General features: G+C 63.5%; 12 protein-coding genes. 8 read left to right on the top strand and 4 right to left on the bottom strand.

Annotated features, from left to right (window positions below):
• Position 1: 1 nt before the first annotated feature.
• Positions 2 to 1,510: a dihydrolipoamide acetyltransferase family protein gene (locus LIW51_RS16130; RefSeq protein ID WP_227375113.1), complete on the top strand. Its 1,509-nt coding sequence runs from the start codon at positions 2 to 4 to the stop codon at positions 1,508 to 1,510.
• A gap of 164 nt (positions 1,511 to 1,674) precedes the next feature.
• Here LIW51_RS16130 and LIW51_RS16125 read toward each other — a convergent pair whose 3' ends face one another.
• Positions 1,675 to 1,917, bottom strand: coding sequence for a hypothetical protein (locus LIW51_RS16125; protein WP_227375112.1), 243 nt, complete (start codon positions 1,915 to 1,917; stop codon positions 1,675 to 1,677).
• A gap of 144 nt (positions 1,918 to 2,061) precedes the next feature.
• Here LIW51_RS16125 and lpdA point away from each other — a divergent pair, with 144 nt between their 5' ends.
• Positions 2,062 to 3,486 (top strand): dihydrolipoyl dehydrogenase, encoded by a 1,425-nt coding sequence (gene lpdA / locus LIW51_RS16120; protein WP_227375111.1) that lies wholly within the window; start codon positions 2,062 to 2,064, stop codon positions 3,484 to 3,486.
• An 81-nt stretch (positions 3,487 to 3,567) separates the two neighbouring features.
• Here lpdA and LIW51_RS16115 read toward each other — a convergent pair whose 3' ends face one another.
• Entirely contained in the window at positions 3,568 to 5,079 is a 1,512-nt protein-coding gene (locus LIW51_RS16115; RefSeq protein WP_227375110.1) for a DNA-directed DNA polymerase II small subunit, read from the bottom strand.
• A gap of 84 nt (positions 5,080 to 5,163) precedes the next feature.
• On the opposite strand from LIW51_RS16115, the gene LIW51_RS16110 reads away from it, so the two are divergent.
• Positions 5,164 to 5,916: a S24/S26 family peptidase gene (locus LIW51_RS16110; protein ID WP_227375109.1), complete on the top strand. Its 753-nt coding sequence runs from the start codon at positions 5,164 to 5,166 to the stop codon at positions 5,914 to 5,916.
• Between the two features lie 100 nt (positions 5,917 to 6,016).
• Positions 6,017 to 6,235, top strand: a complete 219-nt coding sequence (locus LIW51_RS16105; protein WP_227375108.1) for a DUF7569 family protein — start codon at positions 6,017 to 6,019, stop codon at positions 6,233 to 6,235.
• 421 nt (positions 6,236 to 6,656) lie between these two features.
• Here LIW51_RS16105 and LIW51_RS16100 read toward each other — a convergent pair whose 3' ends face one another.
• The gene (locus tag LIW51_RS16100) at positions 6,657 to 8,741 is read right to left on the bottom strand and encodes a S9 family peptidase (RefSeq protein WP_227375107.1); all 2,085 of its coding nucleotides are present in this window, start codon (positions 8,739 to 8,741) and stop codon (positions 6,657 to 6,659) included.
• A gap of 164 nt (positions 8,742 to 8,905) precedes the next feature.
• On the opposite strand from LIW51_RS16100, the gene LIW51_RS16095 reads away from it, so the two are divergent.
• Genes LIW51_RS16095 through LIW51_RS16085 form a run of 3 tightly spaced genes read left to right on the top strand, consistent with a single transcriptional unit; the run spans position 8,906 to position 13,117 of the window.
• Positions 8,906 to 9,916, top strand: coding sequence for a TAXI family TRAP transporter solute-binding subunit (locus LIW51_RS16095; RefSeq protein WP_227375106.1), 1,011 nt, complete (start codon positions 8,906 to 8,908; stop codon positions 9,914 to 9,916).
• Positions 9,897 to 10,442, top strand: coding sequence for a DUF1850 domain-containing protein (locus tag LIW51_RS16090; protein ID WP_227375105.1), 546 nt, complete (start codon positions 9,897 to 9,899; stop codon positions 10,440 to 10,442). Before LIW51_RS16095 ends, LIW51_RS16090 begins: the two co-directional genes overlap by 20 nt.
• Positions 10,439 to 13,117 carry a TRAP transporter permease gene (locus LIW51_RS16085; RefSeq protein WP_227375104.1) on the top strand — a complete coding sequence of 893 codons (2,679 nt, stop codon included), beginning with the start codon at positions 10,439 to 10,441 and terminating at the stop codon, positions 13,115 to 13,117. The genes LIW51_RS16090 and LIW51_RS16085 overlap by 4 nt, the downstream gene beginning before the upstream one ends.
• Positions 13,118 to 13,388: 271 nt before the next feature.
• Here LIW51_RS16085 and LIW51_RS16080 read toward each other — a convergent pair whose 3' ends face one another.
• On the bottom strand, positions 13,389 to 14,108 hold the full coding sequence (locus LIW51_RS16080) for a DedA family protein (protein ID WP_368411744.1): 720 nt from the start codon (positions 14,106 to 14,108) through the stop codon (positions 13,389 to 13,391).
• Positions 14,109 to 14,197: 89 nt separating this feature from the next.
• On the opposite strand from LIW51_RS16080, the gene hemB reads away from it, so the two are divergent.
• Positions 14,198 to 15,184 (top strand): porphobilinogen synthase, encoded by a 987-nt coding sequence (gene hemB, locus LIW51_RS16075; RefSeq protein WP_227375103.1) that lies wholly within the window; start codon positions 14,198 to 14,200, stop codon positions 15,182 to 15,184.
• Positions 15,185 to 15,456: the final 272 nt, after the last annotated feature.

Here is a 15,456-nt window from a genome sequence, read left to right as displayed (position 1 = left end):
CATGGTACGCGAATTCAAACTCCCGGACGTCGGCGAAGGCGTCGCCGAAGGCGAACTCGTCAGTTGGCTGGTGGAGGAGGGCGACACGGTCAGCGAAGACCAGCCGGTCGCCGAGGTCGAGACGGACAAAGCCATCGTGGAAGTCCCCTCGCCCGTGAACGGGTCGGTTCGTGAACTGCGGGCGGAAGAGGGTGAGGTCGTCCCCGTCGGCAACGTCATCATCACGTTCAACGTGGAAGGAGAGGAAGCGGACGAACCGACCACCGAGAGCGCCGAGTCCGACGAGCCGACAGAATCGCAGGAGGAGGTCGCGGAGGAGCCAGAAGTCTCCGAGGAGACGACGACGCCGGATGGTCGCGTGTTCGCCGCACCGAGCGCGAGACGGCTCGCGCGCGAACTCGGCGTGGACATCGGCGAAGTCGAGGGCACAGGCCCGAGCGGTCGCGTGACGGAAGGGGATGTGCGGTCAGCCGCGGAGTCGGACGAATCGGACGAGTCGGTGGAGAGCACCCAGGAGCGCGACGAGGCGCTCGCCGAAGCCGAGGAGCCGATGGGCGGCGCGCAGCCGACGCGAGAGCAAGGTTCGCAGCCCACGACCGAGGACGCGGCCGCCGACCGCGAGCGGACGCTGGCCGCGCCCGCGACTCGCCGACTCGCCGACGAGCAGGGTATCGATCTCAACGCCGTGCCCGCCACCGAGGAGCGCGACGGCGAGGCATACGTCACGCCCGAAGCCGTCACGGAGTACGCCGAGGCACAACAGCGGGCGCAGGCCGCGGACGCCGCGGAGGTCGCGGCGGGCGAGACCGGCCCACGCGAAGAGCGCGTTCCCTACCGCGGTATCCGGCGCACCATCGGCAAGCAGATGGAGCGCTCGAAGTTCACCGCGCCCCACGTCACGCACCACGACACCGTCGAAGTGTCGGAACTGATCGAGACGCGCGCCGAGTTGAAGGAGGTCGCCGAAGAGCGGGGCATCAAGCTGACCTACATGCCCTTCGTGCTGAAGGCCATCGTGGCGGCGCTGAAAGATTACCCGTACCTCAACGCCTCGCTGGACGAGGATAACGGCGAGATAATCCTCAAGAACTACTACAACATCGGCATCGCGGTCGCCACCGACGACGGTCTGATGGTGCCGGTCGTGAAGAACGTCGACCAGAAGGATATGCTCCAGATCTCCTCGGAGATGAACGAGTTGGTCGAGAAGGCCCGCGACCGCACCATCTCGCGCGAGGAGATGCAGGATGGCACGTTCACCATCACGAACTTCGGGGCCATCGGCGGCGAGTACGCGACGCCCATCATCAACCACCCCGAAGTCGGTATCTTCGGACTCGGCTCGCTGGAAAAGCGACCCGTCGTGGTTGACGACGAGGTCGAAGCGCGCCCCACGCTCCCCATCTCGGTGTCTATCGACCACCGAATCGTCGACGGCGCGATCGTCGCGGCGTTCGCCAACCAGGTGCTTGAATACTTGCAGAACCCGAAACTGCTCCTATTGGAGTAGCCGGGACTCGCTAATTTTCTATTTTCCTCGAATCGAAGCGCGTAACCGGTGTTACGGTGAACCGTTTCGCTCGTGTTCGAACGCGATTCCGGCGGCGAAACCGAACATGACGAGACCGTAGCCGAGCACCATCACGGTGAAGTTCGGCGTCGGATTGACGCCGCTTAACAGGCTGAAACAGCCAAATGTCGAAACACCGGCGAACGCGCCGCTCGCCCACTTCGGCCGTCGGTGCTTCGAAGAATCGAACCGTATCGAAGCGCGACCGCCGCACCGACGACGTACACTTGCGCGATTCCGACGAGGAGAATCGCCGATTCCTCCGTCGGCGGTTCGAAGAAGGCCACGCTGGCGGTTACGACGGCACCGACGACGACGGCGATGCCGTACCGGAGAGAATGGTTCATGATTTCGCTTGTTGTAAGCGAACCATAGCGTTTTCTCTCAGTGCCAGCGTACCGGCTACAAAAGTGTGGTGATTGCCAACACACGTTCAGTCGCCGGTTCGTAATCCACCTGATTTTTTACCCGGTAGCCACTCTAGCCGTGTAATGGTCGTCGGAGACATCTCGACAGGAACGGACGTGCTGGTTATCGGCGCGGGACCGGGCGGTTACGTCGCCGCCATCCGCGCGGGCCAACTGGGACTCGACGTGACGCTCGTGGAGAAGGACGCCTACGGCGGAACCTGCCTGAACTACGGCTGCATCCCGTCGAAGGCGATGATCACGGCGTCCGACTTGGCCTACGACGCGAACAACGCCGAGGAGATGGGCATCTACACGAAACTCGACGTGAACTTCGGCGAGATGGTGGAGTGGAAAGACGGCGTCGTCTCGCAGTTGACAGGCGGCGTCGAGAAGCTCTGCAAGGCGAACGGCGTCTCTCTGATGGAGGGTCGCGCCGAGTTCGCGGACGAAAACTCCGTCCGCGTCGTTCACGGCGGCGAGGGACAGGGCGCGGAGACGGTCGAGTTCGAGCACGCCATCGTCGCCACCGGCAGTCGCGCCATCGAGATTCCCGGCTTCGAGTTCGACGGCGAACACGTCCTCAACTCGCGGCAGGCGCTCGCGCTGGACGACGTGCCGGAGAGCATCGTCCTCGTCGGCGCGGGCTACATTGGCATGGAACTCGCGGGCGTCTTCGCCAAACTCGGCTCCGACGTGACGGTTGTGGAGATGCTCGACTCGGTGCTGCCGGGCTACGAGGACGACCTCGCGCGACCGGTGAAGAAGAAAGCCGAGGAGTTGGGCATCGACTTCCACTTCGGACAGGCCGCGAAGGAGTGGGAGGAGTCGGGCGCCGGCATCACCGTCATGACCGAGAACGAGGACGGCGACGTCTCGGAGTTCGGTGCCGAGAAGGTGCTCGTAGCGGTCGGCCGCCAACCCGTCACCGACACGCTCGAATTGGAGAATGCGGGCATCGAGACGGATGAGAAGGGCTTCATCGGGACGGACGACCGCGCGCGTACCGAGCAGGAGCACATATTCGCCATCGGCGACGTGGCGGGCGAACCGATGCTCGCGCACAAGGCGAGCAAGGAAGGGCAAGTTGCCGCGGAGGTCATCGCCGGCGAACCCTCGGCTATCGACTATCAGGCCATGCCCGCCGCGGTGTTCACCGACCCCGAGATCGGCACGGTCGGACTGACGGAGGAGGAGGCGGAAGAACAGGGTTTCGAACCCGTCGTCGGGAGGTTCCCGTTCCAAGCCAGCGGGCGCGCGCTCACGACGAACCACGCGGACGGCTTCGTCCGAATCGTCGCCGACGAACCGAGTGGGTTCGTCCTCGGCGCGCAGATCGTCGGCCCCGAGGCATCCGAACTTATCGCCGAACTCGGACTGGCCATCGAGATGGGTGCGACGATAGAGGATGTGGCCGCCACGGTTCACACCCACCCGACGCTCTCGGAGAGCGTGATGGAGGCCGCCGAAAACGCGTTGGGGCACGCGATTCACACGTTGAATCGGTAACCTCATCGGCTCTTTTTCGGAACCAACCCCTTCGTTTCGACTGGAAAACCAAGCGACGGCGACGGGTTGTAGCGGAAACCGTCAGACGAACTTCCGAGCGGTCACGTCGAGGGTGTCCAAGTCCACGATGGGTGCGTACCCCCAATCGGGGTCGATGTTCACGCTCTTCTGGAAGTCGGTCTGGGACTGCCAGCAGCCGGAATTGATGGCGAGCACGTTGTGGTACTTGCCGAAGCCAAGTTTGTGGACGTGACCGGTGTGGAAGATGTCCGGCACCTCGTCGATGACGAGGTAATCTTTTTCCTCCGGCGCGACGCGAGTATGACCGCCGTACTGCGGGGCGACGTGGCGCTTCTTCAAGAGTTGGTACATTGCCTTGTGCGGTTCGTCGTAGCTCGCCTTCTCGGCGGGGAGTTCGGCGATAACTTCGTCCAGCGAGACGCCGTGGTACATCAGCACCGAGACGCCTTCGATGGTCACCGTGGAGGGGTTGCCCGTGATGCGAGCGTCGTGAACGTCCATTATCTTGCGGAGTTCCTCGTCGAATCCTGGTTGCGGCTCGGCGAGGCGCACCGCGTCGTGGTTGCCGGGAATTATGACGATCTCCACGTCGCCCGGCACCTCCTTCAAGTGCTCCGAGAACTGCTCGTATTGCTCGAAGATATCGATGATGTCGAGTTCGTCGTCCTGATTTGGATAGATTCCGACGCCTTCGACCATGTCGCCCGCGATGAGTAGGTACTCGACGTGCTGGGCTTCGTCGGTGTGGAGCCAACTCGTGAAGCGTTGCCACGCGTCGACCACGAACTCCTGACTGCCGACGTGAACGTCGCTAATGAGCGCCGCCTGCACGTGGTGGTCTGCGGTGGACGGCTGGTAGGTGCGCGGCACGTCCGGAAAGTGAAGTGAGTCGACGAAGAGGATTCCCGCATCGCTCGACAAACTCCCCTCGACCGCGACGGTCTCGTCCAACAGCAGTTCGTCCACGAGACCGGCGAACTCCTTGTCTTTCATCACGAGACAGGGAAAGGTTCCGTTCGTGTCTTCGAGTTCGACGAGCCAGTGTCCGTTGGCCGTCGAGCGAATATCGCTTATCATCCCGACGATGGCGGCGTCGCTCCCGCCCGGCATCTCGGCGACGGCGTTCGTCGGGCGAGCGTTCACCCGACCGCGGAGTTTGCCCGAGAGTCGTTGGAAGCGGTCGCGGAACACCGCGACGAAATCGTCGTACTCTCCGGTTCCGGTGCTCTCGCCGGTGATATCACCCTCGATGTTCGGCTGGTGCGGGCTTCGAGGTGTCGATGCCGACCCCTCCGTTTCGACTGGAGCGGCACCGCCGTTCGCTCGCGGTTCCGAGGTCGCGGTTCCAGTCGAAACGGAGGGGTTTCCGTCACCGACAACCGAGGAGTCGAGGACGCCTTTAACGTGGTCGACGGAGAGTTTGAGGGCGTCCTCGGGGGCGTGTTCGACTGCGCGTTCGAGCGCCCCCGAGGGGTCGGACGCGCTCGCAAGGAGCGTCACCGCCTCCCGGTCAGCGTTGTACCCTCGGCTCGTCAGCTCTCTGACGATTCGAGCCGGGGTTTCTAGTGGCACGTTTTTACCCACACGCGGGGAGGCAAAAAACGTAGCGAACCAACCCAGAAGGTTAACAACTGGAGACGGTCTACGGATATCGTAATGAGTCCCCCAGACGAGTCGTCGCCAGACGGCGGCCGAGATACCGGCCCAGACGGGTCGGGGCCGGTCGCGTGGGTTCGGTGGTTCCGACACACCGACAACGGGACGGTCGTGTTCGTCCGCGAGATGCTGGAGAGCGTCGTCGTCGTCGTCGCGATCGGTCTCGTGCTCTTCGCCATCAGCGGCGTCTGGCCGCCGATGGTCGCCGTCGAGAGCGGGAGCATGGAACCGCAGATGGAACGAGGCGACCTCATCTTCATCGTCGACGAGAACCGGTTCGTGCCGAACGCCGCTCAGGACGGGACGGGCGTCGTCAGCTATCAACAAGGAAAACAGTCGGGGTACAAGAGCTTCAACCACTACGGCGACGTGATAATCTACCGACCCGACGGAAGCGTGTACGAGACGCCCATCATCCACCGAGCGCGGTTCTGGGTCGAGAGCGGGGAAAACTGGTACGACGAGGCCAACCCGGCGTACGTCGCCGGAGCGGACAACTGCGACGAGCTGCCGAACTGCCCGGCCCCGCACGCCGGATTCATCACCAAGGGCGACAACAACGGGGCGTACGACCAGGTCGTACGCATCAGCGAACCAGTCAAACCGAGTTGGGTTCGCGGCACCGCCGAGGTGAAGATTCCATGGTTGGGACACGTCCGTCTCTTCTTCTCTAGCACGGGCGTCCCGTCGAGCGTGCAGTATCAGCCGTCTCAGCCGATGTCGAACGGAACGCAGTACGCTCCGCCCGCGTAGTTGACCGCGACGTGAAGAAGCGAAACGACACGATGGCCGCCGAAACGTCCCCACGTCGTCTCCGGCGAGTTTTATATACACGGCGTCACATTGACCCCTCATGAGCGACGAGACCGAACCTGAACCGTGTGACGACTGCCGAGAGCCGCTGACGGACGCGCTGGCTCGCACCGTCCGCCTGACGGTCGACCGCTCGCAGATCGACAGCCAACGACTCTGCCCCGAGTGCTTCGCCGACTGGATCGACCGCTACGAGGGCGAGATGACACCCGGCTCCGACGAGTCGGAGAACGAAGGCTCCGAGATCATCGTCGATTGAACCCCTTTCTTTCGAGTCGAGAATCGGATGAAAACGGCGGGGCGGTGGCGATTCGACGCGACGGCGAAACTGACCTCGAAAACGATGGAGAGCGGCTCTCTTTTCGATATCACAATCACGTCCGAAGTAACCCCTCTCAGAAAGCCCGCACGTATAGGTATGACGAGGCGAGAAGCCCGATGAAGAGCGCGAGCAAGAGGCCGTAGACGAGACCGATCTCGTACCACGGTGTCGTTTGTGCGGAGAGTATCATACGCGCGAACTTCCGACGAAGCGACAAACCGTTTTCGATAGCGTCAACTGGGATGAAGGAACCGGACAGGAAACCCCCTCGTTTCCGGTGAAAAATCGATAGCGCGCGGTGTGTTTATCGAACGTTTCGCCCCGAACGAAACGTACCTTACTATGTGAATAGTTATCGCTATTCGTGCCCGTCGTCCTCGTCGGTTTCGCCGCCCTCGTCCTGTGCTCCGTTTCCGTCTTCTTCACCGGCCTCGTCGCCGCCCTCCGCCGTGGAGAGTCCGTCGTCGCCGCGCTCCAAGGCCTTCGGCGCGTCGTGGTGGTCGGAGTAGCCGTCGAACCAGCGGGCGATGCGCTCAAGTCGGTCGACGATGTGGGCCGGTTCGCCGCTGCGGGAGAGTTCGTGACCCTCGCGCGGGTAGCGCACGAGGCGGGTCTCCACGTCGTTTTTCTTGAGGAACAGGTAGAGCATCTCGGCGTTGTTCACCGGAACGCGGAAATCCTCGTCGCTGTGGACGACGAGCGTCGGCGTCGTCACTCGGTCGGCATAGGCCATGGGCGAACGCTCCCAGAGGAACTCCGGTTCCTCCCACGGCGTCGTGTCGAAATCCCACTCGACCAGTTTAAAGGCGTCCGTCGAACCGTAGAAACTGTTGAGTTCGTACACGCCGCGCTGGGTCACCGCGCCCGCGAACCGGTCGGTGTGGCCGACGACCCACGTGGTGAGATAGCCGCCGTAGCTCCCGCCCGTGACGAACATGTTCTCCTCGTCCACGTACTCTCGCTCCGCGGCTGCGTCGGTGCCGGCCATCACGTCCTCGTAATCGACGGTTCCCCACCCGCGCTCGATGGCGGCCATGTGTTCCTCGCCGTAGCCGGTCGAACCTCGCGGGTTACACCAGAAGACGACGTAGCCCCGCGCGGCGAGCGTCTGGAACTCGTGCCACATGGTTCCGCTGGTAGACCACATGGCGTGTGGACCGCCATGAATCTCGACTACGAGCGGGTACTGTTCGTCGGAACTGAAGTCGGGCGGCGTCAGCAGCCAGCCCTGCACCTCGGTTCTGTCGTCCGACTCGAACCGAAGCTCCTCGGGTTGGCTGACCGCTCGTTCGTCGAGATACTCCGCGTTGACCCGAGTGAGTCGTCGGGTTTCGGCCCCGCCGGGCGTCGAGACGAACACGTCGCCCGGATGATCCCACTCGGATTTCGCGTAGGCGATGGCGTCAGACCCGACCGAGAAATCGGTGACGTGACCCTCGCCGAGAACGAGTTCAGGGTCGTCGCTCCCGTCGCCGGGGACGCGCCAGACGACGTAGTCGCCCTCGTCGGGCGTTCCGAAGTAGACCGTCTCTTCGTCGTCGTCCCACTGCGGGGGAATCGAGAGCGTCCTGTCGAGCGACTCGGTGAGCGCCACCGTCTCGCCGGTTTTGCGGTCGAACACCTCAATCTCGGTCTGTCGGAGCGTCGCCTTCTCCTCGGGCGAGTAGAGGTAGGCGACTCGTCCGTCCTCCGTCGCCGCGATGGATGCTCCCCATCCGGTCGTCCGGACGACCTGCTCTTCCTCGCCGGAGTCAGTGTCGCGGGCGAGGATGTCGACCGTGATGTTGTCGTCCGGGTCGCCCTCGCGCCGGACGCCGTAGTAGAGCGTCGTCGCGTCGCCCCACTCCGGTTCCATGCAATCGAAGTCGCCGTCGGTGAGTCGTTCGACGGAGTCGTCAAAGAGGTCGACGAGATAGATGTGGCTCCGCCTGCCGTCGAAGTAGCGTTGTCCCGCGCGGTAGATCTTCCGGTCGATGACGCGCGGGTCGGGCGTCTCGGATTCGTGCTCCTCGTCATCGAGCGAGATGTCGCGCTCTTCTTCGCGGTCGTCTTCGGTGCTCTGCTGGACGAACGCGATTCTCGTCCCTTCCGGCGACCACGCCAACTGCGAGACGCCACCTGCCACGTCCGTTACCTGTCGCGCTTCGCCGCCCGCCGCGGGAAGAACCCAGAGTTGCGGGCGGTCGTCGTCCGCGCCGCGCGTGCTCACGAACGCGAGGCGGTCGCCGCTCGGACTCCATCGGGGGTCGCTGTCCGTGCCCTCGCTGATGGTGAACTGGGTCGGTTCGCCGCCGCCGAGCGGGACGACGTACACGGTCGCCTCGTACTGCTCGTCGTCTTCCGGAACGGAGCGAACGAACGCCACTCGCTCGCCGTCCGGCGAGAGCTGCGGGTCGCTCACCTTGGCGATATCGTGATACTCATTGGCACGTATCGTTTCCATATCCCCCTCCTCGGAACGGGAAGCCAAATACATTTTCGATTCGAAACCCCTCCAATAAGCGAGCGTTTCCCGACGGAACTCGGCGTTACCGCCGGGTATCGCGGTATTTCCGCCACGAAGCGTCGGGTGGCTATATGAACTTTCGGAAAGAGGTCAGTTGATGTATGGTGGGGGAACTCAACAGACGCACGTTCGTAAAGGCCGCAGGGGCGGTGGGACTTCTCGGACTCTCCGGAGACGCGCTCGCTCAGCAACGACGATTGACATGGTTCGCGGGCGGAACCGGCGGGACGTACTTTCCGCTGTCGAACCAGTTCAAGACGATCATTGAGAACAACACCGAGTACACGGTACAGGTGCAGTCCACGGGCGCGAGTGTGGAGAACGTCGGCGGCCTCGCGCAGGGGAACGCCGACTTCGCGCTTATCCAGAACGACGTCGCGTACTTCGCCTACAACGGAAGCGGTATCGAGGAGTTCCAAGGGAACGCCATCAAGAGTTTGCGAGGCGTAGCGACCCTCTACCCCGAGACGATCCACATCGTCACACTTCAAGGGAGTAATATCAATCGGCTCCAGGACCTCCAAGGCAAGACCATCAACACGGGCGACCTCGGGAGCGGGACGCAGGTGAACGCCCTCCAGATTCTGGAGGCGGTCGGCATCCAGCAGAACGACTTCACCGAGCAGAACACCAGCTTCTCACAGGCGGCGGACCAACTCCGCAACGGCGACATCGACGCCGCCTTCGTCGTCGGCGGCTGGCCCGTCGGTGCGATAGAGGAACTAGCGACGACGAACAACATCGCCTTCGTGGAGATATCCGGACAGACGCGCCAGAATATCAAAGATCAGGCGTCGTGGTTCGCGGACGATAGGATTCCGCCGGGAACCTACAGCGGACAGAACGAACCCGTCCAGACGGTGGCGGTTCGGGCGATGATAGCGACGACCCAAGACCAGTCGAACCAGTCTGTTCGCGCCGTGACGCAGTCCATCTTCAACAACACCGGTCAACTGAGCATCAAAAAGCAGTTCATCAGCCGGGAGAACGCGCTGGATGGGATGTCCATCCCGCTTCACCCGGCAGCGAGGGAGATCTTCGGTCCGGCGACGACGCAGGGCGGTGGCAACCAGACGGGGGGGAACCAAACCGGTGGGAACAACAGTTCGTAACGGGGTTTCCGGCGGCGCGCGGAGCGCACCGGCGCTTCTCGCCGTCGTCCTACTCGTGGTGTCGGCCGTCGCGGTTCCAGCGGTCGCGCAAGCCGATGGGGACGGACGGACGAACCGGGACGAACGCGCGCAAGCGAACGAAAAAGTGCTCGTGGTCGCGGACGCGGACACCGGCGAACCGATACTCGTCGTGCCGGTCGAGAACGGAACTCAGGTGACGCTCGCGTACACCCACAGCGTCGAGAAGACGCCCGTTCAGGACGTGTACGCGGTCGACGGGAACGAGTTGGAGATGGTCGAGATGCGGTTCCAATCGTACGGCGCGGGACTCCCGGCGCGGGCGAACGTCATCCGCGAGAACGAGTGGTTCGTCTTCGACCCGGCGGGGAGCTACGCCACCGTGCCCGTGACGCCCGGCGAGGTCGCGGGTCACGAACTGCGCGTGGGTGACCGGCGCTACGACCTCGTCGCGCTGTCTGGCGGCGAGTCGGTCGAACTGTTCGTCGTCCGACGGTGTCCGTCATGAGCGACACGCTCACCGAGGAACAGCAGGAGGAACTCGTCCAAGAACTGGAGCACAGGCGCAGACTGCGGGGTATCGCCGCCGTCGTCACCTCCGCCATCGCCATCGCCTTCTCCGCGTTCCAGATGTGGCTCGCCGCTCAAGGGTTCATCTTCGCGGCGACGCTTCCGGTGGTCGGAGAGGTGCAGCTGGCCGCCCTCCAACTCTTGCAGGTGAACGCCGTCCACGTCACGTTCGCTCTGCTGTTGACTTTTCTACTCTTTCCGACGACGACCGGACGGGGAGCCGTCGCGCGGCGGTTCGGTCGAATCGTTCCGTTCTCCCGGGAGCGACTCGGGGAGGACAACCCGGTCACTCGGGGTCTCGTTGGCGCGCGCCGGGGCGTCCGCTGGGCGATGGTCGACCCCGACAGGACGCGGATAACGCCCGTCGACCTCGCGATGATGGGGTCCGCACTGCTGTCGGTTTGGTACATGCTCGCCAACTTCGACGAGATCCGCCAGATGCGGGCGCTGGGACTGGGATTCGGACGCACCACCGCCGAGGTGTATCCCGTCCTTTCGCCGGTTCTCGACGCTCTTTCGACCGTCGGCGTTCCGACGGGCGAGGTATCATACGCCTTCATCCTCGGGGCGCTCGGCGTCCTGCTCGTGCTCGACGCGACCCGGCGCGCGCTGGGTGTGTACCTGATGGTCATCGTCGCGTCGTTCATCGTCTACGCGCGGTGGGGCTATCTGATACCCATCGATGCGCCCGTCGTCGGCGTGCTCTCGATTCCGCCGCTCGACTGGAGTTCCATCGTCCAGAACCTCTGGTACAACACCGAAAATGGCGTGTTTGGGATTCCGGTCACGGTGAGCGTTCGATTCATCTTCATCTTCATCCTCTTCGGCGCGTTCTTGGAGATGAGCGGGGCAGGCCAGTGGTTCATCGAGTTGGCCTACGCCGCGACCGGGCAGCGCAAGGGAGGTCCCGCCAAGGCGTCCATCCTCGCGTCGGGATTCATGGGCACCATCAGCGGTTCGTCCATCGCCAACACGGTGACGACGGGAGCTTTCACGATTCCGCTGATGAAACGCTCCGGCTACCGGTCGGAGTTCGCGGGGGCGGTGGAAGCCTCCGCCTCGTCCGGCGGTCAGATCCTCCCTCCCGTCATGGGCGCGGCGGCGTTCCTCATCGTGGAGTACACGCTGACGCCGTTTCGAGACGTGATAATCGCGGCGGCGATTCCGGCCGTCGTCTTCTTCTTCGGCGTGTGGGTGATGGTGCACCTCGAAGCGTCGAAGGAGAACATCGGCGGACTGGCGGACACCGAGATCGTCTCGTTCCGCCCGCACCTCCTACGAGGGTGGTTCTACCTCGTTCCGCTGATACTGCTCCTCTACTACCTCATCGTCGAACGCCTCTCCATCGAGCGGGCGGCGTGGTTCACGCTGGTCGCCATCGGGGCGCTCATTGCGCTCGTCGCCGCGTACAATCGGAGTTCGAGGGCTCCGCTGCTCGGAACCATCGCCGGTGTGTGCGCCCTCCAGTTCGTCGCGTTCACGACGGCGGGCGTCGGAATCGTCTCGCTGCTTACTGGCGGCGGTGGCGCGGGGATAGCTCCCGCCGCTGCGCTCGCCGTCGTCGCGGGCCAACTCGGCTGGATAATCCTCGCCGTGAGCCTCGTCACGCTCCTCGTCCGTCCGCACGCCGACGCGCCGCTCCTTGACTTCGACGGGCAGGTCGACAGCGCGGTGGCGAAGGGCGCGAAGGCGCTCCGGCGACCCCGACTCGCGGACAACCGGGCGTTCCAGTATGGCGGGTTCGTCCTCGAATCGATGGACTCAGGGGCGCGCACCGCGACCACGGTGGTCATCGCGGTGGCGGCAGCGGGTATCATCCCCGGCGTCATCAGCGTCAGCGGACTTGGACCGAACCTCACTGCGCTCATCCGAACGGTGAGCGGCGGTTCCATCGTCGCCCTACTGGTGCTCACGGCGGTTTCCTCCATCATCCTCGGGATGGGGATGCCGACGACGGTGACGTACATCATCCTCGTCTCGATGCTCGGAGACGCCATCTCCGGGTTCGGCATCCCCATCCTGTCGGCACACCTGTTCATCCTCTACTTCGGCGTCATCGCCGACATCACGCCGCCGGTGGCGGTGGCCGCCTACGCCGCCTCCGGCATCGCCAAATCCGATCAGTTCCAGACGGGGGTAGAGGCGTTCTCGCTGTCTCTGAACAAGGCCATCGTTCCCTTCGCGTTCGTGCTGACACCCGGCATCCTCCTCCTGCGCGGGACGGGAACGGGAGAGGAGGTTCGCGTCATCGGTCTCGCCGACGTGACCGAACTCGGCTACTTCATGCCCGATGTGCTGATTCCGGTGGCGGGGGTGTTCGTCGGCGTAATCGCGCTCGGCGCGACCGTCATCGGCTACCTCTACACCGACGTGGGCCGGGTGGACAGGGCGGTGTTCGCGCTCGCCGCGCTCCTGCTCATGGCTCCCTTGTTGCTGTTCAACAGCGCGACAAGTCTGCTCGGACTGTTCGGCCTGCCGACCTTCGACCCTGGCTCGTTCGACCTCGTGCTCCGGGCGGTCGGCGCAGTCGCCTTCGGCGCGCTGGTGCTCAAGAATCGACGCCGGGCCGATAAGTTGGCCGCGGACGAGCGCGGGGCGACCGAGGCCGCCTGACCGAGGCGAGAAACGTCGCTCTCGTCAGTATCGGTCCTCGTCGGTATCGAATCGCGTTAGAGACGGTACTACTCGTTTTTTCGAGAGAAAGCGCACCCGCGCAGCGTTCATGGCATGGCACGCGACAAACGACACGCGGGCGCACCAGTGAGTACGCTCCTCTCGCTGTTAGCTCTATCGCTATGGTAGAACGGTCGTCGTTCCGAAACGAACCGTCATCAGTCGGCGATTTTCTGCTCGGATGGCGTGTGTCAGTGAGAAGTAAAAACGATTAGAACGGGAGCGAGTCGAGGAGACCGAGTTTGATAGTGTAAAGCGTGAACACCGTGAGCCACGACTGGAAGATCAACGTCCCGATCGCCGAGAGGACGATGAACTCCCAATCGCGCATCTCCGCGAATCCGGCAGGGACGGTGAGCATCCCGCGGGTGAACAATAGGGCGTTGCTCACCGGAACGATGACGCGACCCCACTTCTGAAACCAGCCGTCGAAGCGGTCGAGTGAGGATTCGGAGATTCGGAACCACGGCTTTTCCTGCAGGTACTCTCGTCCGCCGCGTTTCGCCAGCGAGAACAGCGCGTACTGGCCGATGGTCGCGCCGACGACGGCGACGAAGATGATGATGGCGATGCTTCGAAGGTCGTCCGGTGACGCGAGGGCGGTCACGGTGAACGGGACGAGACTCTCGCTCGGTGCGAAGTACAACAGCATCGCACCCTCCAAGATGAGGATGAGGAAGAGCGCCATGAGACCGTACTGTTCGAGCCACCGTTGTGCGAGCGTTTTGTCACCGAACACGAACAGGAAGATACCGATGATGGCGGCGACGAAGACCGCACCGACGAGCAACAGGACGCCGTAATCGGCGACGAACGTCCGAAGCGACCGTGAATTCGGGGCGAACGAGAGGATCGCGAGGCCGAAAATCGAGCAGGCGAGCAGGGCGACGAAGGGAGTCGTCTCGACTGCGACGAACGAGGCGATATTCATCTGATACGAGTATTGAGGTGATACAGTAAATGCGTTGTGACCCACGGACGGAACGACGCGGTTTTGGGCGTTCCACGGTTACCACCGGTATGAACCCTATCGAGCGCCCACGTCGCCTGCGTCGGGACGGCCTCCGAGAACTGGTCAGCGAGACGACGCTCGACGCGAACAACCTCATCGCGCCCATGTTCGTCGACGCAACGACGGACGAGCGAGTCGCGATCCAATCGATGCCGGGGCACGAACGGGTACCCATCGAGGAGAGCGTCGCCCGCGTCGAGGAGATACGCGAAACAGGCGTCGAGGCCGTGATGCTGTTCGGCATCCCCGAGTCGAAAGACGAGCGCGGCAGTCGCGCGTGGGCCGAGGACGGCGTCGTGCAGGAAGTGACGCGCCGAATCACGCGGGAGACGGACGCCACGGTCATCACCGACGTTTGCCTCTGCGAGTACACCGAACACGGCCACTGCGGAGTGTTGGAGGACGAAGCCGCGACCGACCCGCGACTCACCGTGAAGAACGACGAGACGCTCGACCTCCTGGGGAAGATAGCCGTCTCGCACGCCGAGGCTGGGGCGGAGATGGTCGCCCCGAGCGGGATGATGGACGGGATGGTCGGCGCGATTCGCGCCGAGCTGGACGACGCGAACTATGCGGACGTGGCCATCATGAGCTACGCCGCGAAGTACGAGTCGGCGTTCTACGGCCCCTTCCGCGACGCGGCGGACGGCGCGCCCGCCTTCGGCGACCGGCGACACTACCAGATGGATCCGGCTAACGCGCGCGAAGCGATGCGCGAGGTCGCGCTCGACGTCGGAGAGGGCGCGGACGTGCTGATGGTCAAACCCGCGCTCCCGTACCTCGACATCGTCAGCGCGATTCGAGAGAAGTTCGACCGGCCCGTCGCCGCGTACAACGTCTCCGGGGAGTACGCGATGCTCCACGCCGCCGCCGACAGGGAGTGGCTCGACTTACAGGAAACGGCGCTAGAATCGTTGGTGTCGATAAAGCGCGCCGGGGCGGACATCATCCTGACGTACTTCGCGGAGGATGTCGCCGCCGCGTTCGACGAGTGAACGGGGAGTCCGCTATCGGTTTTCCAGTTGAAATGACCGGGTCGAAGATGCGTTTTATCGTCCGGTGAATCCGTGATACCGTCTCCTTATGACTCGCTCGTTTTCGTGCGCACCCCGGTCGGGAGTAGAAGGGCGGATGTTCCGCCCGGCGGTCGACGTTCGTCCAGAATTCGAACGACGAACGACCACATTCTGGGCATTTTACAACCTTAAACAGACAGTACACGATAATAATTCGGCCGTTCGTCCACCGAAGGCGTAGAAAATATTCG

Origin of the sequence: Haladaptatus halobius, assembly GCF_020618475.1 — an archaeon.
Classification (GTDB): domain Archaea; phylum Halobacteriota; class Halobacteria; order Halobacteriales; family Haladaptataceae; genus Haladaptatus; species Haladaptatus halobius.
The sequence above is the reverse complement of the archived record's forward strand: the minus strand, read 5'-3'. Positions and strand labels throughout refer to the sequence as shown.

Bases quoted from the DNA above. Each gene is read 5' to 3' on its own strand.
- LIW51_RS16095 (WP_227375106.1), top strand. From the start codon at position 8,906: ATGGTGGGGGAACTCAACAGACGCACGTTCGTAAAGGCCGCAGGGGCG.
- hemB (WP_227375103.1), top strand. From the start codon at position 14,198: ATGAACCCTATCGAGCGCCCACGTCGCCTGCGTCGGGACGGCCTCCGA.
- LIW51_RS16085 (WP_227375104.1), top strand. From the start codon at position 10,439: ATGAGCGACACGCTCACCGAGGAACAGCAGGAGGAACTCGTCCAAGAA.
- LIW51_RS16080 (WP_368411744.1), bottom strand. From the start codon at position 14,108: ATGAATATCGCCTCGTTCGTCGCAGTCGAGACGACTCCCTTCGTCGCC.
- LIW51_RS16130 (WP_227375113.1), top strand. From the start codon at position 2: ATGGTACGCGAATTCAAACTCCCGGACGTCGGCGAAGGCGTCGCCGAA.
- LIW51_RS16125 (WP_227375112.1), bottom strand. From the start codon at position 1,917: ATGAACCATTCTCTCCGGTACGGCATCGCCGTCGTCGTCGGTGCCGTC.
- LIW51_RS16105 (WP_227375108.1), top strand. From the start codon at position 6,017: ATGAGCGACGAGACCGAACCTGAACCGTGTGACGACTGCCGAGAGCCG.
- lpdA (WP_227375111.1), top strand. From the start codon at position 2,062: ATGGTCGTCGGAGACATCTCGACAGGAACGGACGTGCTGGTTATCGGC.
- LIW51_RS16100 (WP_227375107.1), bottom strand. From the start codon at position 8,741: ATGGAAACGATACGTGCCAATGAGTATCACGATATCGCCAAGGTGAGC.
- LIW51_RS16110 (WP_227375109.1), top strand. From the start codon at position 5,164: ATGAGTCCCCCAGACGAGTCGTCGCCAGACGGCGGCCGAGATACCGGC.